General features: G+C 72.3%; 18 protein-coding genes. 10 read left to right on the top strand and 8 right to left on the bottom strand.

What is annotated here, in order from left to right; all coding sequences use genetic code 11:
* Nucleotides 1-23: 23 nt before the first annotated feature.
* The 4 genes from IW249_RS27290 to IW249_RS27275 form a co-directional block, all read right to left on the bottom strand.
* Entirely contained in the window at nt 24-2093 is a 2070-nt protein-coding gene (locus IW249_RS27290; protein WP_196923369.1) for a penicillin acylase family protein, read from the bottom strand.
* Entirely contained in the window at nt 2090-2914 is an 825-nt protein-coding gene (locus tag IW249_RS27285; protein ID WP_196923368.1) for an ABC transporter ATP-binding protein, read from the bottom strand. The genes IW249_RS27290 and IW249_RS27285 overlap by 4 nt, the downstream gene beginning before the upstream one ends.
* 29 nt (nt 2915-2943) lie before the next feature.
* Nucleotides 2944-3972 carry a FecCD family ABC transporter permease gene (locus IW249_RS27280; protein ID WP_196923367.1) on the bottom strand — a complete coding sequence of 343 codons (1029 nt, stop codon included), beginning with the start codon at nt 3970-3972 and terminating at the stop codon, nt 2944-2946.
* 76 nt (nt 3973-4048) lie between these two features.
* Nucleotides 4049-4999 carry a FecCD family ABC transporter permease gene (locus IW249_RS27275; RefSeq protein WP_196924982.1) on the bottom strand — a complete coding sequence of 317 codons (951 nt, stop codon included), beginning with the start codon at nt 4997-4999 and terminating at the stop codon, nt 4049-4051.
* A gap of 235 nt (nt 5000-5234) precedes the next feature.
* Between IW249_RS27275 and IW249_RS27270 the strand changes: the two genes are divergently transcribed.
* The 7 genes from IW249_RS27270 (at nt 5235) to IW249_RS27240 (ending at nt 13106) form a co-directional block, all read left to right on the top strand.
* Nucleotides 5235-6266 carry an ABC transporter substrate-binding protein gene (locus IW249_RS27270; RefSeq protein ID WP_196923366.1) on the top strand — a complete coding sequence of 344 codons (1032 nt, stop codon included), beginning with the start codon at nt 5235-5237 and terminating at the stop codon, nt 6264-6266.
* Nucleotides 6267-6270: 4 nt separating this feature from the next.
* Complete coding sequence (locus tag IW249_RS27265; protein WP_196923365.1) at nt 6271-7131, top strand: siderophore-interacting protein; 861 nt, start codon at nt 6271-6273, stop codon at nt 7129-7131.
* 98 nt (nt 7132-7229) lie between these two features.
* Entirely contained in the window at nt 7230-8768 is a 1539-nt protein-coding gene (locus IW249_RS27260; protein ID WP_307788722.1) for a pyridoxal phosphate-dependent decarboxylase family protein, read from the top strand.
* A gap of 62 nt (nt 8769-8830) precedes the next feature.
* Entirely contained in the window at nt 8831-10108 is a 1278-nt protein-coding gene (locus IW249_RS27255; protein ID WP_196924980.1) for a lysine N(6)-hydroxylase/L-ornithine N(5)-oxygenase family protein, read from the top strand.
* A complete protein-coding gene (locus IW249_RS27250) occupies nt 10105-10713 on the top strand; it encodes a GNAT family N-acetyltransferase (protein WP_196923364.1) in 609 nt (202 codons plus the stop codon). Before IW249_RS27255 ends, IW249_RS27250 begins: the two co-directional genes overlap by 4 nt.
* Complete coding sequence (locus tag IW249_RS27245; RefSeq protein WP_196923363.1) at nt 10710-12557, top strand: IucA/IucC family protein; 1848 nt, start codon at nt 10710-10712, stop codon at nt 12555-12557. The genes IW249_RS27250 and IW249_RS27245 overlap by 4 nt, the downstream gene beginning before the upstream one ends.
* A gap of 48 nt (nt 12558-12605) precedes the next feature.
* Nucleotides 12606-13106, top strand: a complete 501-nt coding sequence (locus tag IW249_RS27240; protein WP_196923362.1) for an anthrone oxygenase family protein — start codon at nt 12606-12608, stop codon at nt 13104-13106.
* Nucleotides 13107-13140: 34 nt separating this feature from the next.
* Here IW249_RS27240 and IW249_RS27235 read toward each other — a convergent pair whose 3' ends face one another.
* On the bottom strand, nt 13141-13614 hold the full coding sequence (locus IW249_RS27235; protein ID WP_196923361.1) for a MarR family winged helix-turn-helix transcriptional regulator: 474 nt from the start codon (nt 13612-13614) through the stop codon (nt 13141-13143).
* Between the two features lie 137 nt (nt 13615-13751).
* On the opposite strand from IW249_RS27235, the gene IW249_RS27230 reads away from it, so the two are divergent.
* A complete protein-coding gene (locus IW249_RS27230) occupies nt 13752-14312 on the top strand; it encodes an NADPH-dependent FMN reductase (RefSeq protein WP_196923360.1) in 561 nt (186 codons plus the stop codon).
* Nucleotides 14313-14367: 55 nt separating this feature from the next.
* Here the strand turns inward: IW249_RS27230 and IW249_RS27225 are convergent, their stop codons facing one another.
* Nucleotides 14368-15309, bottom strand: a complete 942-nt coding sequence (locus IW249_RS27225) for an SDR family NAD(P)-dependent oxidoreductase (RefSeq protein ID WP_372433049.1) — start codon at nt 15307-15309, stop codon at nt 14368-14370.
* Nucleotides 15310-15458: 149 nt separating this feature from the next.
* On the opposite strand from IW249_RS27225, the gene IW249_RS27220 reads away from it, so the two are divergent.
* A complete protein-coding gene (locus IW249_RS27220; RefSeq protein WP_307788721.1) occupies nt 15459-16364 on the top strand; it encodes a LysR family transcriptional regulator in 906 nt (301 codons plus the stop codon).
* A gap of 16 nt (nt 16365-16380) precedes the next feature.
* Here the strand turns inward: IW249_RS27220 and IW249_RS27215 are convergent, their stop codons facing one another.
* Both IW249_RS27215 and IW249_RS27210 read right to left on the bottom strand, forming a co-directional pair.
* Complete coding sequence (locus tag IW249_RS27215; RefSeq protein WP_196923358.1) at nt 16381-17289, bottom strand: RNA polymerase sigma-70 factor; 909 nt, start codon at nt 17287-17289, stop codon at nt 16381-16383.
* Complete coding sequence (locus IW249_RS27210; protein ID WP_196923357.1) at nt 17286-18488, bottom strand: NAD(P)/FAD-dependent oxidoreductase; 1203 nt, start codon at nt 18486-18488, stop codon at nt 17286-17288. The genes IW249_RS27215 and IW249_RS27210 overlap by 4 nt, the downstream gene beginning before the upstream one ends.
* Before the next feature lie 124 nt (nt 18489-18612).
* Between IW249_RS27210 and IW249_RS27205 the strand changes: the two genes are divergently transcribed.
* A complete protein-coding gene (locus IW249_RS27205) occupies nt 18613-19884 on the top strand; it encodes an MFS transporter (protein WP_196923356.1) in 1272 nt (423 codons plus the stop codon).
* Nucleotides 19885-19923: the final 39 nt, after the last annotated feature.

Genomic DNA, 19923 nt, shown 5'->3' with positions numbered 1-19923 from the left:
CACCCCGGCGGCGGCCGGTGCCGTCAGTGGGGTTCCTCGGCCAGCTGGTCCCAGTCCGTGACCACCGGCAGCAGGTCCCCGGCTAGCCAGGCGGGGCTCTGGTCGTCGTGGTGCGGGTCACCGGGCACCCCGCAGGCGCCCAGGGGGACCACCCAACGGCTGTCCGCGCGGCGGGCCAGGTCCCAGACGAAGCGCGCCGCCGGCCCCCGGAAGCACCAGTGGGTCACCCCGGGCACGCTGGAGGTGGCCAACACGCAGTCGTGGTCACCGTCGAGCCGGGGGCCGGGCCCGGCGTCCGGGCCGGGCAGGGCCCGCCACGGCGCCAACCGGTGCAGGTCCCCCCAGGGCGCCGGCTCGGCCGCCGCGTCGCCGACCTCCTCGGCCGCCGCGCGTACCAGCGCGGTGACGTCCACACCGGGCAGCGGGGTCGCGCCGAGCAGGTGCTCCAGCGCGTGACCGACCCGCGGCGTCAGCGCCAGCCAGGGCGCGAACACCTCCGGGTACGCGGGCAGCTCGGTCAGCGCGGCCAGCGCCGGGTGGGAGGCGAACCGGCGTACGACAGCCTCCCGCAGGATGGCGTAGGCCGCCGCGTCCGTGCTGTCGGCGGCCATCCGGCGATCCCAGCTCAGCAGCTGTTCACGCAGCGCGGCGGCGGCCGGGCCGAGCCCGGTCACACCTTCCAGCACTGTCAGCAGCGGCCCGGCCGCGCCCAGGTACGTGTCGGTGTGCACAGTGGCCAGCTCGTCGGCCGTCCAGGCCGACCGGGCGTCGAGCAGTTCGGCGATGCGACGCGCCCGGTGCGGTGGGGCGAACTCCACTCCGAGCGGCGCCGCCAGCCCGCGCTCGTTGGCCATCACCGCCCGACCGACCACCTCGGCGCGGGGCATCGGCGCGTGCCAGCCCTGCCACCCGTACGTGGCGTCCCATCCGGGGACCACCCGCCGGCCGTTCTCCGGGTGCCGTACCGGCACCGCCCCGGCGACCCGGTGCAGCAGCCCTCCGGCGGTGTCCGCCGCCTGCACCACGTTGACCGGCTCCACCCAGTGCCGCAGCGCGTGGTCCACATCGGCAACGGTACGGGCGCGCAACAGCTCCGGCAGCGTCGCGAAACCGAGGTCACCCCGGACCCGGGGCGGGTAGCGCAGGCTGACGGCCGTCTCGTCGTCCGGCCCACCGGCGATCACCGGACCACGGTCGGTCTCCACCACCTCGACCTCGACCGGGTCGGCCCCGGCCACCTCGATCGTCTCGACGTGGCGGTGCGCCGGTCGCCAGCCGTCCGGGCCGAGCGCCTGCACCCGGGAGCCGTCGCGGCGCAGCCGCTCCGCGTACACGTCCTGGTAGTCGGCCATCGCGTTGGTGATCGCCCAGGCCACCGGACCGGTGTGCCCGAAGTGCGCGATGCCCGGCACACCCGGCACCGCCAGCCCGACCACGTCGTACTCCGGGCAGGCCAGCCGGATCTGCTGGTAGACGCCGGGATCCTCGATGAACCGGTGCGGGTCGCCGGCGAGCAGCGCGGCCCCGGTGCCGGTGCGCTCGGCGGCGAGCAGCCACCCGTTGCTGCCGGCCACGGCCGGCCCGTCGGTGGCGAACAGGTCGACCGCGTCCGGCTCGAGCCGCTGCGCCACGTGCTCGCGCCAGAGCTTGCCGGGGAACCCCGCGAACAGAATGTGGTGGCCCAGCCAGACCGCCAGGGGTGTCCACGGCTCCCACCGACCCGGGCGCAGCCCGGTGGCGGCGAACTCCGGTGAGCGGGCCGCCCCGGCGGCGAGACCGGCGTTGACGCCGTCCACGTAGGCGCCCACCCACTCGGCGGTCGCCGGGTCCAGCGCCGCGTGGCAGCGGCGTGCGGTGTCGTCGAGCCGGACCTGCCGGACGAACCGGTCCCAGCCGAGCGCGTCCGGGCCGAGGAACGCCGCGCTGGTGCCTCGGGCGCGGTGCCGTTCCACCTCGATTTGCCAGGCCCGGTCGTACGCGGTCACCCGACCCTGCGCCGCCGCCAGCGTGAGCGGGTCGTCGGCCCGTAGGTGCGGCACCCCCCACGGGTCACGGAAACGCCGGGCACTGTGCTTGCCGCTCTGCTCGCTCACGCCGGCTCCGGGGCCAGGGCAGTGGTGCGGCGTCGGGCCGCGGGGACTACCAGCGGGGTGCCCGTCTCCGGGTCGTCGATCACCCGGCAGGGCAGCCCGAACACCTTCGCCACCAGGTCGGCGGTGACCACCGACGCCGGCTCCCCGGCGGCCACCACGCGTCCGTCGCGCATGGCGATCAGGTGGGTGGCGTAGCGGGCCGCGTGGTTCAGGTCGTGCAGCACCGCGACAAGGGTGCGGCCCTGCTCCTCGTGCAGCCGGGCGCAGAGGTCCAGGATCTCGATCTGGTGGGCGATGTCGAGGTACGTGGTCGGCTCGTCGAGCAGCAGCAGGGGCGTCTGCTGGGCGAGCGCCATGGCGATCCAGACTCGCTGCCGCTGCCCGCCGGACAGCTCGTCCACCGCCCGGTCGGCGAGGTCGTCGACACCGGTCGCGACCATCGACTCCTCGACCACCCGTTCGTCCTCGCGTGACCACTGCCGCAGCAACCCCTGGTGGGGGTAGCGTCCCCGGGCGACCAGCTCGGCGACGCTGATGCCGTCCGGCGCGATCGACGACTGGGGTAGCAGGCCGAGCGTACGGGCCACAGTGCGGGCCGGCAGGTCGTGAATGTCCCGTCCGTCCAGCAGCACCGCACCGGCGCTGGGCCGCAGCATCCGGGACAGTGCGCGCAGCAGCGTCGATTTGCCGCACGCGTTCGGTCCGATGATCACCGTGAAGGATTTGTCGGGCACCGCCACTGTCAGGTTCTCGGCGATGGTGCGCTGGTCGTAGGCGAGGGTCAGCGCGGTGCCGCCGAGCCGGGAATCGCCGGGTCGCATAAGTGCTCCTTCGAGGGCGTCACGGGTGTTCACAGCCGGCCCGCCCGACGTTCCATCGCCAGCAGCCAGACCAGGTAACTGCCGCCGATCACGCCGGTCACCACGCCGACCGGCAGTTGGTGCCCGGCGAACGCGCGCTGCGCCACCAGGTCGGCCCCGACCAGCAGCGCCGCGCCGACGGCCATCGACGGCAGCAGGTTCGGGCCCGGGGCCCGGGTCAGTCGTTTCGCCACGTGCGGGGCGACGAGCGCCACGAAGGACACCGGCCCGGCCGCGGCCGCCGCGAACGAGACCAGCAGCACGGCGGCGGCGAGCAGCACCAGGCGCAGCCGGCGTACCGGCACGCCCAGGGCGCTGGCCGCGTCGTCGCCCAGCTCCATCATCCGCAGCGCCGGGGCGCAGCCGACGAGCACCAGCGGTGCCAGCACGACCAGGACGGCGAGCAGCGGCCCGGCGTTCGCCCAACCCCGCCCGTCCAGGCTGCCGGTGAGCCAGAGCACCGCGCGGGCGGCGTCCATCAGGGGCGCCCGGGTCAACAGGTAGCCGTTGACACCGGTCAGGATCGCGGCCACCCCGATGCCGACCAGGATGAGCCGGAAACCGTGCACTCCGCGTCGCCAGGCGAGCGCGTAGATCACCAGACCGGTGCCGAGACCACCGACGACCGCCGCGCCGGCCAACGCCAGGCTGCTGCCGCCGAGAACGACCACCACCAGCGCCCCGGTCGACGCGCCCTGGGTGAAGCCCAGGATGTCCGGGCTGCCCAACGGGTTGCGCACCAGCGACTGGAACACCGTGCCGGCGAGAGCCAACGACGCACCGACCAGTAGGGCGGTGACCAGCCGGGGCAGGCGCAGGTCGAACACGATGAACTGCTCCGCCACACTGCCGCCGCCGGTCAGCGTGCGCAGCACGTCCGCCGGCCCCATCGGGTAGTCACCACTGCCCAGGGCCACCAGGCCGAAGCCGGCCGCGAGCAACGCCGCACCGACCCCGACGCCCAACGCGCGGGGCCGGAACCGCAACGACAACCCCCACGAAGTACGCAGAACAGTCACGCCATCGCTCCGCTTCGCTGCGCGCTGGCGCGACGCGCCACAACACTGAGCCTGCCGGTTCGCTCGCTCCGCTCGCTCACGGTTGCGCCACCCGTCGGCGGGTGACCAGCCACAGGAAGAGCGGGCCGCCCAGCACGGCGGTCACCATGCCGACCTGGAGTTCCCCGGGGCGGCCCAGCACCCGGCCGAGCACGTCCGCGCCGAGCAGCAACGCGGGCGCCAGCACCGCGCAGTACGGAAGCAGCCAGCGCAGGTCCGGGCCGGTCAGGGCGCGGACCAGGTGCGGCACCAGCAGCCCGACGAAGACGATCGGGCCGCACGCGGCGGTCGCCGCGCCGCAGAGCAGGGTGACCGCGACGATCACAGCGGCGCGGATGAGTGCGGGTCGAGCGCCGAGGGCTCGCGCCGCATCGTCGCCGAGCGCGAGCGCGTTCAGCGGGCGGGCGGCACCGAGCGCGACCAGCAGCCCGACCAGGATGAACGGCAGCACGCGGGTCACCGTCGCGGAGTCCGCGCTGGCCAGTGAGCCGACCGTCCAGAAACGCAGCCGCTCCAGCGACGCGGTGTCCAGCAGCATCACCGCGCTCACGTACGAGTAGAGGGTGGCGTTGAGCGCCGCCCCGGCCAGCGCGAGTCGGGCCGGGGTGGCGCCGCGTCCGCCGCCCACGGCGTAGACGAGCGCGGTCACCGCCGCCGCGCCGAGCAGCGCGAACCAGACGTACCCACCGACGGCGGTGACGCCCAGGAAGGCGGCGGCGGTGGCGACGGCCGCGGACGCGCCGGCGTTGATGCCGAGCAGCCCGGGGTCGGCGAGCGGGTTGCGGGTGAGGGCCTGCATGACCGCGCCCGCCACACCGAGGGCGGCGCCGGCGAGCAGCCCAAGCAGGGTGCGGGGCAGGCGCATCCGGTGCACGACGGCGTACTCGGTGGCGTCGCGATGCAGTAACCCGGACCAGACGTCGGCGAGCGGCATGGCCTTCGCGCCGACCGCGATGCTGAGCACCACGATCACCGCGAGCAGTGCCACGGCGATGACCAGGCCGGCGGCGCGGACCGCCCGACGGCCACGCCGGCTCGGGGGTGGCGCCGTTTCCCTGACTGGCACGGATGGTGCCGGTCGGGTGACGGTGGGTGTGGCGTCCAGTGTGGGCTCCGGGGTGGTGGCGACACGGCGAACCGCTGTTGACAATGACCGAGGTTAGGCTAACCTAACCCCGCTGCCCTGGTCGAGTCCGGCCAACCCCTGATCGAAAGACAACACCATGCCCGATGCCCTGTCCGCCCGCCGCCTCTCCCGCCGTGGCCTGCTGGCCGCCGGTGGCGCTGCCACGCTGGCCACCCTGCTCGCCGCCTGCGGCAAGGACGACGCCGCGAAGCCCGCCGCCGGCAACGGAAGTGGCCCCTGGTCGTTCACCGACGACCGCGGCACCAAGGTCGAGGCCGCAGCCCGTCCGACCCGCGTGGTGGCCTTCACCGGAGTGGCGGCGGCCCTGATCGATTTCGGTCTCGACAAGCAGGTCGTGGGCGTGTTCGGTGAGACCAAGCGTGCCGACGGCACCGCCGACCCGCAGGCGGGCGACCTGAACGTCGAGGGCGTCGAGATCCTCGGCAACGTGTGGGGCGAGTTCAGCCTGGAGAAGTACGCGGCGCTGCGCCCCGAACTGCTGGTCACCCACATGTACGACCCGGACGCGCTCTGGTACGTGCCGGACGAGAGCAAGGCCAAGATCCTCCCGCTGGCGCCCAGCGTGGCGATCACCACCGCCCGGGTGCCGATGACCAAGCCCATCGAGCGGTACGCGGCGCTGGCCGAATCGCTCGGCGCGGACCTCTCCGCGAAGAAGGTCACCGACGGAAAGGCCCGCTTCGACGCCGCCGCCGAGGCGGTCCGGCAGGCGGTCAAGGCCAACCCCGGGATCAAGGTGATGGCCTGCTCCGGCAGCCCCGACCTCTTCTACGTCTCCAACCCGAAGGTCAGCACCGACCTGATGTACTTCGCCGAGTTGGGCGTCGACATCGTCATCCCCACCAAGCTCGAAGCCGGTGACTACTTCGAGGCGCTGAGCTGGGAGAGCGCCGGCAAGTTCCCGGCCGATTTGATCCTGCTGGACAACCGCAGCACCGCGTTGCAGGCCAAGGACCTCACCGCCAAGCCGACCTGGCAGCAACTGCCGGCGGTCAAGGCCAACCAGGTGAGCCCGTGGGACGCGGTACCCCGCTTCTCGTACGCCGGCTCCGCGCCGCTGCTGGAGAACCTCGCCACCGCCATCCGGAACGCGAAGAAGGTCAGCTGACGCCATGAGTACGAGCGCCGCCGCACCGATCGCCTCGCAGTACCGCTTCTACGCCGCGCACGTCGTCCGGGCCCGCCGGGTCGGCGCCTCGCTGATCCGGGTCACCTTCGGCGGCGCGGAACTGGCCGACTTCACCGGCGGCGGCCGGGACCAGAGCGTCTCGCTGTTCCTGCCGCACCCGGGGCAGCACGCCCCGGTGGTCCCGGTCGAGCAGGGCGAGGACTGGTTCGGCGGCTGGCGGGCGCTGCCGGCGGACGTCCGCGCGGTGCTGCGCTCGTACACCATCCGGGAGCACCGCCCGGCCGACACCGCTGTCGACATCGACTTCGTCAGCCACGGCGACACCGGCCCCGCCTCCCGCTGGGCGTCCCTGGCCGGTCCCGGCGACCGGGTGTTGCTGCTCGGCCCGGCGGTGCCCGACAACCGCAGCGTCTGCTTCCGCCCGCCGGACGGCACGGACCTGGTGCTGCTGGCCGCCGACGAGACCGCGCTGCCGGCCGTCGAGGGCATCCTGGCCTGGCTGCCTGCCGGCACCCGCGTCCGCGCCTGGATCGAGGTGCCGGACGCCGCCGACATCACCGACCTGCCCACCGACGCCGACGCCGAGATCAGGTGGATCGTGCGGGGCAGCACCCCGCCCGGCAGTGACCTGCTGGTCAGCTCCGTTCGCGCCGCCCGGCTCCCCACCGGCGGCACCCCGTACGCCTGGATCGCCGGTGAGTCCGGCGTGGTGCGGGCGCTGCGCCGGCACCTCGTCGACGAGCGTGGTCTGGACCGCCGGAGGGTGACCTTCGCCGGCTACTGGCGACGTGGACTGTCCGAAGAGGACCTGCGTGCCGAGGCGCTGGCCGGCGCCACCGCCTGACTGACGACCCCAACCGATCGGCAGCACTGCCCCGAGGCGCACCGCCGCGCCGGGGAGGGTTCCGGCTGCCCCTCGTCGAAAACGTGGAAGGACATTCCGTGACCGTGCCGACGTACCCCGTCGAGACCACCACGCCGCCACCGGCGTCAACCGCCGCGCGGGCCCAGCTGCTGCACGGCGGCTCGGTCGAGCAGTACCGCCGGACGATCGCCGACGGCGTGGACCGGGTCGCCCGCCGAGTGGCCACGGTGGACCGCCCAGGGACCGGGATCACGCCGGCCGAGCTGGCCCCCCTGGTCGACCGGGTGGACCTGGACCGTCCGCTGGGCGACGCCGGCGCCGCACTGGACGAGCTGGAGAACGTCTACCTGCGCGACGCCGTCTGGTTCCACCACCCCCGCTACCTGGCCCACCTGAACTGCCCGGTGGCCATCCCGGCACTGCTCGGTGAGGCGGTGCTCACCGCCGTGAACTCCTCGCTGGACACCTGGGACCAGAGCGCCGGGGCCACCCTCATCGAGCGCCGGCTGATCGACTGGACGGCCGAGCGGATCGGCCTCGGCCCCCGCGCCGACGGCGTCTTCACCAGCGGCGGCAGCCAGTCCAACCTCCAGGCGCTGCTGCTGGCCCGGGAAGAGGCGTGCGCCGACGCCATCGGCCCGGCGGCGCGCGCCGAACTGCTGCCCCGGCTGCGGGTGATCACCTCCGCCGCCGGTCACTTCAGCGTGCAGAAGTCGGCCAAACTGCTCGGCCTCGCCCCGGACGCGGTGATCGCGGTGGCCACCGACACCCGCCGGCGGATCAGCGCGGCGGCCGTCCGCGAGGAGATCGTGCGGTGCCGCCAGGCCGGGCTGGTGGTGATGGCCGTCGTCGGCACCGCCGGCACCACCGACTTCGGCTCGATCGACCCGCTCACCGAACTGGCCGGGATCTGCGCGGCAGCCGGCGTCTGGCTGCACGTGGACGCCGCGTACGGCTGCGGTCTGCTCGTCTCGCCGACGCGCCGGCACCTGCTCGACGGCATCGAGCGGGCCGACTCGGTGACCGTCGACTTCCACAAGTCGTTCTTCCAGCCGGTCAGCTCCAGCGCGCTGCTGGTCCGCGACCGGGGGACGCTGCGGCACGTCACCTACCACGCCGACTACCTCAACCCGGCCCGGATGGTGGAGCAGCGCATCCCCAACCAGGTCGACAAGAGCTTGCAGACCACCCGCCGTTTCGACGCGCTGAAGCTCTGGCTCACCCTGCGGGTGATGGGCCCGGACGCGCTCGGCGGGCTCTTCGATGAGGTCGTCGACCGGGCCGCCGACGCCTGGCAACTGGTCAGCGAGGACCCGCGCTTCGAGGTCGTGACGCGCTCCGAGCTGAGCACCGTGGTGTTCCGCTACCTGCCCACCGGCCCTGGCCGGGAGCTGGCCGACGCCGCCAACCTGCACGCCCGGGAGGCCCTCGCGGCGTCCGGTCTCGCAGTGGTCGCCGGGACCCGGGTGGACGGCCGGCACTTCCTGAAGTTCACACTGCTCAACCCGGCCACCACCGTCGACGACGTCGGGTACGTGCTCGACCTGATCGCCACCCACGCCGGCCGGTACGTGCACGACCACGTCGAGGCCGACCTGACCTGCCACGTCGGCTGACGCCGATGAACCTGCACCGTCGGCTGACGCCGGTGACCACGAACCCGCGCCTGGAGACCCCGATGTCCACCCACGACTTCATCGCCATCGGGTTGGGCCCGTACAACCTGGGCCTGGCCTGCCTCACCGCGCCGATCGACGAACTCGACGGGGTGTTCCTGGAGGCCCGGCCGAGCCTCGCCTGGCACCCGGGCATGCTGCTGGAGTCGGCCCGGTTGCAGACCCCGTTCATCGCCGACCTGGTCAGCCTCGCCGACCCGACCTCGCCGTACTCCTTCCTCAACTACCTCAAGGAGATCGGCCGCCTCTACCCGTTCTACATCCGGGAGAGCTTCTACCCGCTGCGCAGCGAGTACGACGCGTACTGCCGGTGGGCGGCGGCGAAACTGCCGAACCTGCGCTTCGGCCAGAGCGTGACCACTGTGGAGTACGACAGCGCCGACGAGCGGTACGTGGTGCGGGCCAGCACCGGCGCGGGGGAGACTGTGGAATACCGGGCCCGGCACCTGGTGCTCGGCACCGGTACCCCGCCGCACCTGCCCCCGGCCGTGGCCGAACTGCCCGGCGACGCCGTGCACAACTCCCGCTACCTGGAGCACCGTGCGGCGCTGCGCACCAAGCGCAGCATCACGGTGGTGGGCAGCGGGCAGAGCGCCGCCGAGATCTACCACGACCTGCTCGGCGACATCGACCGGTACGGCTACCAGCTCAACTGGGTGACCCGGTCGCCGCGGTTCTTCCCGCTCGAATACACCAAGCTGACGCTGGAGATGACCTCACCGGACTACGTGGACTACTTCCACGCGCTGCCCGAGGCGACCCGCTACCGGCTGGAGTCCGAGCAGAAGGGCCTGTTCAAGGGGATCAACGCCGACCTGATCAACGACATCTTCGACCTGCTCTACGCGCACAGCGTCGACGGGCCGGTGAACACCCGCCTGCTCACCAACACCGAACTGGTCAGCGCCGACCACCAGGACGGGCAGTACACGCTGGGGTTGCGTCAGGTGGAGCAGGAACGCGACTTCGCCCTGCGTACCGAGGGGTTGGTGCTGGCCACCGGCTACCACTACCGGGTGCCGGAGTTCCTGGCGCCGGTGTCAGACCGGATCCGCTGGGACGCGCACGGCCGCTTCGACGTGGCCCGCAACTACAGCATCGACCACAGCGGGCGGGGCATCTTCCTGCAGAACGCGGGCACCCACACGCACAGCATCACCTCACCGGACCTGGGCATGGGCGCCTACCGCAACTCCTGGATCATCAGTGAGCTGCTCGGCCGGGAGCACTACCCGATCGAGAAGAGCATCACCTTCCAGGAGTTCGGGGTGTCGTCGTGACCACCGTCTTCACACGTGTCGACGAGGGGCTCGGTGAGTTCGCGCTGCGGCCGCTCGATCCGGACGCCGACGCGGCGCTGCTGCACACCTGGGTGACCCACCCGAAGGCGGCGTTCTGGATGATGCAGGACGCCGACCCGGCCCAGGTCGCCGAGGAGTACCGGCGCATCGCCGAGCACCCGCACCACGACGCGTACCTCGGCCTGTGGCGGGGGAGTCCCGCCTTCCTCGCGGAGCGCTACGACCCGGCCCACGTCGAGCTCGTCGGCCTGTACGACCACCAGCCCGGGGACGTGGGCATGCACTTCCTCTGCGCGCCGGTCGACACGCCGGTGCACGGCTTCACCCGGGCGGTGATCGGCACCGTCATGGCGTGGCTCTTCGACGACCCGACGACCCGGCGGGTGGTCGTCGAACCGGACGTGCGCAACACCGCCGTGCACGCGCTGAACGCCGCCGTCGGCTTCACTGTCGTCGGCCCGATCGCCAAGCCCGAGAAGGACGCGCTGCTCAGCGTCTGCACCCGAGCCCAGTTCCAGGCTGCCGCCGACCGCGCCGCTGCCGACCGCGCTGCCGCCACCCGAACCGAAGGAGCCCCGGCGTGACCACCACCGCCGTTCCCACCCACCCGCCCGTCGCCGCCGCGCACAGCGCCTCCGGCGACCCGGTCGGGCACCTCACCCCGCAGCGTTGGGCCCGGGCCAACCGGCTGCTGGTCCGCAAGGCGCTCTCCGAGTTCACCCACGAGCGGCTGCTCAGCCCGGAAGCCGTGTCCGGCCCCGACGACCGGCAGTGGTACGAGGTCCGCAGCGACGACGGCACTGTCACCTACCGGTTCGCGGCACGGGTGCTCGCCCTGGCGCACTGGCAGATCGACGCGGACAGCATCACCCGACACCGCGACGGCACGTCAGTGGCCCCGGACGCGGTGGACCTCATCGTCGAACTGCGCGACACCCTCGGACTCTCCGCGCGGGTGCTCCCGGTCTACCTGGAGGAGATCACCTCGACGCTGGCGGGTACGGCGTACAAGCTGGCCCAGGCCGCGCCGAGCGCCGCCGAGCTGGCCGAGGCGGACTTCCAGACCATCGAGACCTCGATGACCGAGGGCCACCCCTGTTTCGTGGCGAACAACGGCCGGCTCGGCTTCGGCGTCGACGAGTACCACCGGTACGCCCCGGAGGCCGCCGCGCCGGTGCGGCTGGAGTGGCTGGCCGCGCACCGGGACCACTCGACGTTCAGCAGCGCCGCCGACCTCGACTACGACACCCTCATCGAGGGCGAGCTGGACGCCGAGACCCGGGCCCGGTTCGCGGCCACGATGGCCGATCTCGGGCTGGACCTCGCCGACTACCACCTGATCCCGGCGCACCCGTGGCAGTGGTGGAACAAGCTGGCGGTCACCTTCGCCGGGGAGTTGGCCGAGCGGCGGCTGGTGCACCTCGGCTCCGGACCGGACGTGTACCTCGCCCAGCAGTCCATCCGCACCTTCTTCAACGTCAGCGAGCCGGGGCGGCACTACGTCAAGACCGCCCTGTCGGTGCTGAACATGGGCTTCATGCGCGGGTTGTCGGCGGCGTACATGGCGGCCACCCCGGCGATCAACGACTGGCTGGCCGAGCTGATCGCCTCCGACGAGGTGCTGACCGGCACCGGCCTGACCGTCATCCGGGAACGGGCCGCTGTGGGTTACCGGCACCGGCAGTACGAGGCGGCGACCGAGCGCACGTCCCCGTACCGCAAGATGTTGGCCGCCCTGTGGCGGGAGAGCCCGGTGCCCGACCTGGCGCCGGGGGAGCGACTGTCCACCATGGCCGCGCTGCTGCACGTCGACGACGAGGGCGGCTCGCTGGCGGCGGCGCTGATCGCCCGGTCCGGCCTGGCGCCCGAGGTGTGGCTGCGCCGCTACCTGGACGCCTACCTGACCCCGCTGCTGCACAGCTTCTACGCCCACGACCTGGCCTTCATGCCGCACGGCGAGAACGTCATCCTGGTCCTCGACGAGCAGGACACCGTCCAGCGGGTGATCTTCAAGGACATCGCCGAGGAGATCGCGGTGATGAGCGACAGGGTCGAGCTGCCGGCGGCGGTGGAGCGGATCCGCGTCGAGGTGCCCGACGACACCAAGCTGCTGAGCATCTTCACCGACGTGGTGGACTGCTTCCTGCGGCACCTCAACGCGGTCCTGGTCGAGGCCGGTGTGCTCGCCGAGGACGACTTCTGGCGCACTGTCGCGGCCTGCGCCGCCGACTACTTCGACCGGGTGCCGCACCTGGCCGAGCGGGTCCGCCACTACGACCTGTTCGCCCCGGAGTTCACACTGTCCTGCCTCAACCGGCTGCAACTGCGCGACAACCAGCAGATGATCGACCTGGCGGACCCGTCGGCGGCTCTCCAGTTCGTCGGCACCCTCACCAACCCGCTCGCCGCCCACGCTCCGGCCCGGTGACCGCCGTCGCGTTTGGTCGGTACGCATGCCAACGGGTGCAATAGGCGGATGGGAGTTCTGAGTACCGCCAGCCTGTTCGCCGCCACCCTCACCACCGGTCTGACCGCCGGGCTGTTCGCCGCCTTCGCGTACGCGGTCATGCCGGGTCTGGCCCGCACCGACGACCGGACGTTGGTGCTCGCCATGCGGCGGATCAACGAGTCGATCCTCAACGGATGGTTCGCTGTGTGCTTCGGCGGCGCACTGCTGTTCACGCTGCTGGCGGCGGCGCTGCACCTGGGGGCCGAGCGTCGGGCGGTGCTGCCGTGGATCGTCGCCGGGCTGCTGCTGTACCTGGTGGTGCTCGGCGTCACCGCGGTGGTCAACGTGCCGCTCAACAACGTGCTGGCCGGCGCCGGCGACGTCGACGACGCCACCGACCTCGCGTCGCTGCGGGCGCGCTTCGAGGTCACCTGGGTACGCGCCAACGTGGTCCGTGCCGTCGCGTCGACCGGCGCCTTCGGGTTGCTGGCGTGGGCGCTGCTGGCCGAGGGCCGGCTGCTCGGCTGAGGCCGGATGGGCGACCGGCCGGGCCTGCGTTGGCTCAGTCGGTCGGCTCTGCCGTGCCGGCTTGCTGGAACGCGCGGGCCAACTGGGCAAGATCGAAGCCCTCGAAGTGCTGGAGGAACCGGCGGCGCACGGCGGCCAGGTGACTGGGCCAGGACTCCTGCAGGCGGGCGTAGCCCGCGTCGGTGAGGACGGCGTTCCAGCCGCGCGCGTCCTCCTCGCACCGTTCCCGCCGGACCAGGCCCTGCGTCTCCAGCCGGATGATCGTACGGGTCATGCCGCTGAGGGAGAGGTGGCAGAGCGCGGCGAGCTCGTTCATGCGCATTCGCCGGTCCGGCGCCTCGGAGAGGTTCATCAGCGCTGTGTACTCGGTGAGCGGGAGCTGACGGTCACCGACCATGTCCGCGTCGATCGCGCGGGGCAGGACGTGCATCACCTGGCCCAGGGCGCGGACCAGGGATTCCTCGTCCGGGGTGAGGGGTTGCGGAGTCTCTGCGGAGGGGTTGGACATCCTCTCATCATACTTGTTTGACTGAGCAAGTGCTTACCCTCCGTGTGACCACGCCCATAGGCCACATGTTTGCTTGACCAATCAAGCACCGGTTAGCGTTCCCGTCGTCAGGCAAGGACCTCTGAAAGGCGCCACACATGACCAGGATCGGGATCATCCTCGGAAGCACCCGCCCGGGGCGTAACGGCGAGGCCGTCGCCCGCTGGGTGCTCGAGATCGCCAAGCAGCGCTCCGACGCGGAGTACGAGCTGATCGACCTGCTCGACTACCAGCTGCCGCACCTCGACGAGGCGTACCCGCCCTCGATGGGTCAGTACAGCCAGCCGCACACCAAGCGGTGGGCCGAGACGATCGCGTCGTTCGACGGGTTCATCATGGTCACCCCCGAGTACAACCACTCGACCTCGGGTGCCCTGAAGAACGCCATCGACTTCCTCTACGCCGAGTGGAACAACAAGGCCATCGGCTTCGTCAGCTACGGCTCGGTCGGCGGGACGCGCGCCGTGGAACACCTGCGTCTGATCTCCGGTGAGCTGCAGATGGCCGACGTGCGTTCGCAGGTCGCGCTGTCGCTCTTCACCGACTTCGAGAACTTCAGCGTCTTCAAGCCCAACCAGTTCCACCAGGACTCGCTGACCGCCACGCTCGACCAGGTGGTCGCCTGGAGCACCGCGCTCGCGCCGCTGCGCAAGGGCTGAGCCTTAGCGTCTTCCGGAAACGGCCGCGGGGGATCCCGCGGCCGTTTCCGGGCGTTCAGGCACGCGGCGCGTCGGCGAGCAGATCCAGCGAGAGCTGCCACAGTCGCGCAGCCGCGGCCGGGTCGGTCGCATGGTCGGCGACGCCTCGCAGCGGCGTCTCGGGGCGGTAGGGCACCGCCTGCTCGCCATCCTCGAAGTACCGACCGCCGATGCCCTCCAGTTGCGGCCACGCGGCGAGCAGCACTGAGGTCGCGGCCCCCTGCTGCGGGGTCTTGAAGTCGTACGCCGGAAGGTTCGCGTAGTCCTCCTCGGTGAGATGCCGTCCCAGGTTGGTGGTGACCGCACCCGGGTTGGCCGCGTTGACGGTGATGCCGTCGCCGGCCCAACGCCGGTTCGCCTCCACCGCGAACAGCGCCGTGGCGGTCTTCGACTCGCCGTAGGCGAGAAGACGGTCATAGGGGCGTTCCCGGAAGTTGACGTCCTCGAAGACCATCGGGGTCTGAACGTGGGCGATGGAACTCAGCGACACCACGCGGGCCCGGCCGGCCCCGGCGAGTGCCGGGTACAGCCCGTTGGCGAGTGCGAAGTGGCCGAGGTGGTTGGTGGCGAACTGCAACTCCCAACCCTGCGCGGTGCGCATCTCGGGGGTCGCCGACACCCCGGCGTTGTTGACCAGGATGTGCAGGGGGCCGTCCCACGCGGCCACGAAGGCGGCGACGGACCGCTGGTCGGACAGGTCCAACGGCGTGACCCGGATCAGCCGGTTCGGGGCCCCGGTGCCGATCTCCCGCGCGGTCCGTTCCCCGGCCCGCACGTCCCGTACCGCCACTGTCACCTCGGCGCCCGCCATGGCCAGCGCCCGGGCAGTCTCCAACCCGATGCCCGACGAGGCGCCGGTGACGACGGCGCGCTGCCCGGTCAGGTCGACACCGGCCACGACGTCGGCGGCGGTGGAACGGGCGTCGAACGGTGTGCTGACGCGTGTTTCCGACATGATCGACTTCCTTCGGTGTGTGTCCTCACGTGGCCGAGCCGGCTCGCCGTACAGGCGTACGGTGTGCCGGCACCGCCCTCCGCACCGATCGTGCGCGGGGGTCTGCGCGGACGGCCAACACGCTCTTCCTGACGTGGCTACAGTCTGTTGCTGTGGCCACGCCTGAGCTGCGACAACTGCGGTACTTCCTGGTCCTCGCGGAGGAGCTGAGCTTCACCCGGGCCGCGGCCCGCCTCATGATCGCCCAGCAGTCGCTGTCGCAGCAGATCACCGCCCTGGAACGCGCCCTTGGGGCGAAACTGTTCGACCGCGACAGCCGCGGCACCACCCTCACCGACATCGGCGCCCTGTTCGTGCCCGAGGCGCGTGCCGTGACCGACCGCGCCGAGCAGGCCGTCGCCGTCGTGGGACGGGCCCAGCGGGGCGAGGTCGGCACCCTCCGGCTCGCCTTCCTGGCCACCGTCGCCAACCACCTGCTGCCCCCGGTGGTCCGGGAGGTCCGCCACCACCTCCCCGACCTGCACCTGGCCACCGAGACCACCAGCATCGCGCCCCTGGTCCAGGGCGTCCTCGACGGCCGGTTCGACGTCGCCTTCACCCGGACCCCGCTCGTTCCCGGCCTGGAGTCCAGGAGACTGACGACCGAACCGGTCTGCGCGGTGCTGCCCGAGGGGCACCCGCTCGCCGGGCGCGACGAGTTGACGCTCGCCGACCTGGCCAACGAACCGTGGGTCATGACGCCGCGCAGCTCCTGGGAACCCTGGCACCGCGCCTACGAGGAGCAGTTCCGGGAGGCGGGCTTCGCACCGACAGTCGTCCAGGAGGAGGCCGCCGTGCAGAGCCTCCTCGGCCTGGTCGCCGCCGGACTTGGCGTCACCCGGCTCGCCTGCTCGGCGGCCAGCCTCCGCCGCACCGGCGTGGTGTTCGTCCCGTTGGCCGGCGCCTACACGTACACCGAGATGGTGTGGTTGGCGGGCAACACCGCACCCGCACTGCACCGGTTCCTGGACCTGGTCACGGAGCTCGCGGCGACGACCGACCTCACCAGCACCGGCTGACGGTGCGTCACCCGGCTCAGCGCGTCGCGAGGTGGTGGGTGGCGCCGTCGGCGACGGCGCGCAGCTTGTCGGGGTTGGCGACGTTGTGGATGGTAGTGATGCGTCCGCCCGCGTCGACGTCGAAGGAGAGGGTGGCGACCACCCGGCCCGCACCGCTGAACACCAGCCCAGGCGCCCCGTTGATGTCGACCAGGGCGGCATGCATGTCGTGCGGCGCAACGCCCTGGTAGGGGACGGTGCTGATGGCCGCGAACCACGCGGCGACCTTTTCGGCGCCCCTGATGGGACGCAGGGCCTGGCGGACCTTACCGCCACCGTCCGTCCACAACGTGACGTCCGGGGACAGCAGCTCCAGCAGGGTGTTGATGTCGCCGCCGGTCGAGGCGGCGAGGAACCGCTCGGTGACCCCGCGCTGCTGCGATCGGTCCGCCGTGAAGCGTGGCCGCTGACCCCGCACGTGCTCGCGAGCACGGCGGGCGGTCTGGCGGACCGCGGCCTCGGAGCGTTCCACCGCCACCGCGATCTCCGCGTGGCTGAAGTCGAAGACCTCCCGCAGGACGAACACGGCACGCTCGAGCGGGCTGAGCGTCTCCAGCACCACCAGCATCGCCATCGACACCGACTCGGCGTCGGTGACGGCGTCGGCATCGGTCAGGACGGGCTCGGGCAACCACGGCCCCACATAGGTTTCGCGGTGATGCCGGGCCGAGCGCAGGTGCTGCATCGCGAGGTTCGACACGATGCGGGCGAGGTACGCCTTGGGGTCGGCCACCTGGGAGCGGTCGGCCGAGGACCACCTGATCCAGGCGTCCTGCACCGCGTCCTCGGCGTCGGCCGCGCTGCCGAGGATCCGGTAGGCGACCGAGAACAGCAGGTTGCGATGACTGTGGAACACCTGCTCGTCGGCGTCCGGCGGGCGCGTCACCGGGCGTCCCCCAGGCGGGTGAAGCGGCCGCCGCGCGGCCAGAACGCACCGGAGGAGGGCAGCCGCGACATGCGGCGGTAGGTCGGCCAGGGTGAAGCGGTCACGGTCTCCTTGTACCAGACCGCCACCCGCCCGGTCAGATACCCGCGGCGAGGGCTGTCGTCGGGGCGGGTGAACTGCACGACCGCATCGTTTCGGCCCAGGCTCACCGGCTTGTGGTAGTAACCGAACCGGAACGGTCGGGGTTGCCTACCCCGCAGCACGCGGGCGATCGAGAGCGCCGCGTGCACGCCGGTCGGCATGCCGCTCTGGCAGGTGCCGTGCAGCATCCCGTAGCCCTGCCGGATCGCGGCCGCATCGCCGATCGCGTACACCTCGGGGTGCGACACCGACCGCAACGCGGGGTCGGTGACGACACGGCCGCGTTCGTCGACGGTCAACCCGGCGGCGGCGGCCAACGGCGCCACCCGGGTGCCTCCCGCCCAGAGGACGACGTCGGCCGCCACGGTTTCCGCGCCGGCCAGCTCGACCCCGTCGGGCCGGACCCTGGTGACCGCCGTTCCCGTGATCATCTGGACGCCGAGGCGGGTCAGCGCGGACCGCAGGTACGCCCGGGCCTTCGGGTTCATGCTCGCCCCCGGATCCTGCTGGCCCACCAGCGTGACAGCGACCTCCGGGTGCCGTTCCGCGATCTCCGCGGCCGCCTCGACCCCGGTCAACCCGCTTCCGACGACGACGACAGTGCCGGTGCCGAGCCGGGTCAGCCGGTCCGCCAGGGTGGTCGCGCCGCTCGGACTGTCCAGGACGTACGCGTGCTCCTCGACGCCCGGGACCGCCGCCGTGTCCGTCACGCTGCCCAACGCGTAGACCAGGGTGTCGTAGCGCAGCACCCGGCTGTCGTCGACGCGGACGGTCTTCGCGTGGGCGTCCACCGCCGTCACCCAGCCGCACACGAACTGCGCACCCGTCGCGGCCAGCAGCTCACTGATGTTCAGCTCGGCGAGCCGCTGCCCGGTCGCCGTCATGTGCAGCCGGAGACGCTCGGTGAATCGCTCCTGCGCGTTGACCACTGTCACCTGCACGTCGGCCCGCCTGGTCCGGGCCGCGAGCTGGGTCGCCGCGGCCATGCCCGCGTAGCCCGCGCCCAGGATCAGGACGCGGTGCGTGTCCGCCGGGACCTGTCGATGCGATGTGCTCATTGTTTCGCCTCTCTGATCGGGTGACGACCACGAGATGCGTGCCGCTCGTCGGTTCGTGACATGGCGGCCCTGTGACGCCCGCCACGGCCAGCGTGGGACGGCCGCGTTCACTACCCTTGGCGCGGTGAGCCGATCTACCGCCGCCGGTCGGGCTCCGCTCTGGCGGGACCGGACCTTCGGCACGTACTGGATCGCGCAGTCACTCTCGGCGGCGGGCGACTCGTTCGCCTACCTGGCGGTGCCGCTGCTGGTGCTCCAGGCGACCGGGTCGGTGGCGCAGATGGGTCTGCTCACCGCCGTCGCGGGTGCGGCGTCCGTCGTCGCCGGGATCTTCGGCGGGGTGCTTGTCGACCGGTACGACCGTCGCACCCTGATGATCGTGGCCGACCTGACCCGGCTGCTGCTCTACGCCCTGGTGCCACTGGCGTGGCTCGCCGGCCCGCAGGTCTGGCTGCTCTTCGTCGTGCTGCCGATCTGCGAGGCGGCCGGCATGGTGTTCCAGGTCGCCGCGGTGACCGCGGTCCGCAACCTCGTCGACCGGGACCGGATCACCGAGGCCAACGGTCGGTTGCAGGCGACGTACGCGGCGGCGGCCGTCCTCGGGCCACTGCTCGCCGGTGTGGTGGCGGCCCGCTTCGGCCCGGCCACCGCCATCGCCGTCAACGCGGCGAGCTTCGCGCTCTCGGCGGCCGGCCTGTGGCTTATCCGACTGCGCCCCGTCCAGGCGGACGAGGGGGTGGTTCGGCAACGCCCGCTTGCCGAGTTCCTGGCCGGGGCGCGGTTCCTGTGGCGTCAGCCCGTGCTGCGCGCGCTGACCGTCCTGTTGTCGGTCTTCATCTTCCTCACCTACGGCTTCGTCGACGTGTTGATCTACCACGTCACGCACGACCTCGGCGGCTCGGAGGGCACCGTCGGCACTGTGCTCGGCCTGGCGGCGCTGGGCACTGTCGCCGGTGCGCTGCTGGTGGCCCCACTGCGCCGCCGGCGCGGCTTCGGCGCCACCTGGATCGGCGCGCACGCGATCTGCGGCTTCGCCGTCGCGGGGGTCGGCATCGCCACGAGCGTGCCCGCGGTCACCGCGCTGACCGCGGTGTACCTGTGCTGTCTCAGCGTCGGTGGGATCTGTTCGATGTCCCTGCGGCAGGAGATCACCCCCGATCACCTGCTGGGCCGGGTCACGTCGGCGTTCTGGAGCACGCACTACGCCCTCGGGCCGGCCGGCGCTGTGGTGCTGACCTGGGCCGCCGGCCGGTACGGTGCGCAGGCGGTCACGCTCGCGGCGGGCGCGGGTTGCCTGCTGGTCGCGGTCGGCGGCCTCTTCACCCCGATCCGCCGCGCCGGCGCGGAGTCAGCCGCCGGACAGCCCGGGCTGCGCCCGGCCCCAGCCGGCGGTTGAGCCCTCCTGGTCGAGCCGGTGCGGGCCGGCGCGGGCGCG

Origin of the sequence: Micromonospora vinacea, from assembly GCF_015751785.1 — a bacterium.
In the GTDB taxonomy this organism is placed as follows: Bacteria; Actinomycetota; Actinomycetes; order Mycobacteriales; family Micromonosporaceae; genus Micromonospora; species Micromonospora vinacea.
Note: the sequence above shows the minus strand (reverse complement) of the source record. Positions and strands in the feature narration are given on the sequence as shown.

Bases quoted from the DNA above. Each gene is read 5' to 3' on its own strand.
- IW249_RS27285 (WP_196923368.1), bottom strand. From the start codon at position 2,914: ATGCGACCCGGCGATTCCCGGCTCGGCGGCACCGCGCTGACCCTCGCC.
- IW249_RS27270 (WP_196923366.1), top strand. From the start codon at position 5,235: ATGCCCGATGCCCTGTCCGCCCGCCGCCTCTCCCGCCGTGGCCTGCTG.
- IW249_RS27265 (WP_196923365.1), top strand. From the start codon at position 6,271: ATGAGTACGAGCGCCGCCGCACCGATCGCCTCGCAGTACCGCTTCTAC.
- IW249_RS27255 (WP_196924980.1), top strand. From the start codon at position 8,831: ATGTCCACCCACGACTTCATCGCCATCGGGTTGGGCCCGTACAACCTG.
- IW249_RS27240 (WP_196923362.1), top strand. From the start codon at position 12,606: ATGGGAGTTCTGAGTACCGCCAGCCTGTTCGCCGCCACCCTCACCACC.
- IW249_RS27235 (WP_196923361.1), bottom strand. From the start codon at position 13,614: ATGTCCAACCCCTCCGCAGAGACTCCGCAACCCCTCACCCCGGACGAG.
- IW249_RS27230 (WP_196923360.1), top strand. From the start codon at position 13,752: ATGACCAGGATCGGGATCATCCTCGGAAGCACCCGCCCGGGGCGTAAC.
- IW249_RS27210 (WP_196923357.1), bottom strand. From the start codon at position 18,488: ATGAGCACATCGCATCGACAGGTCCCGGCGGACACGCACCGCGTCCTG.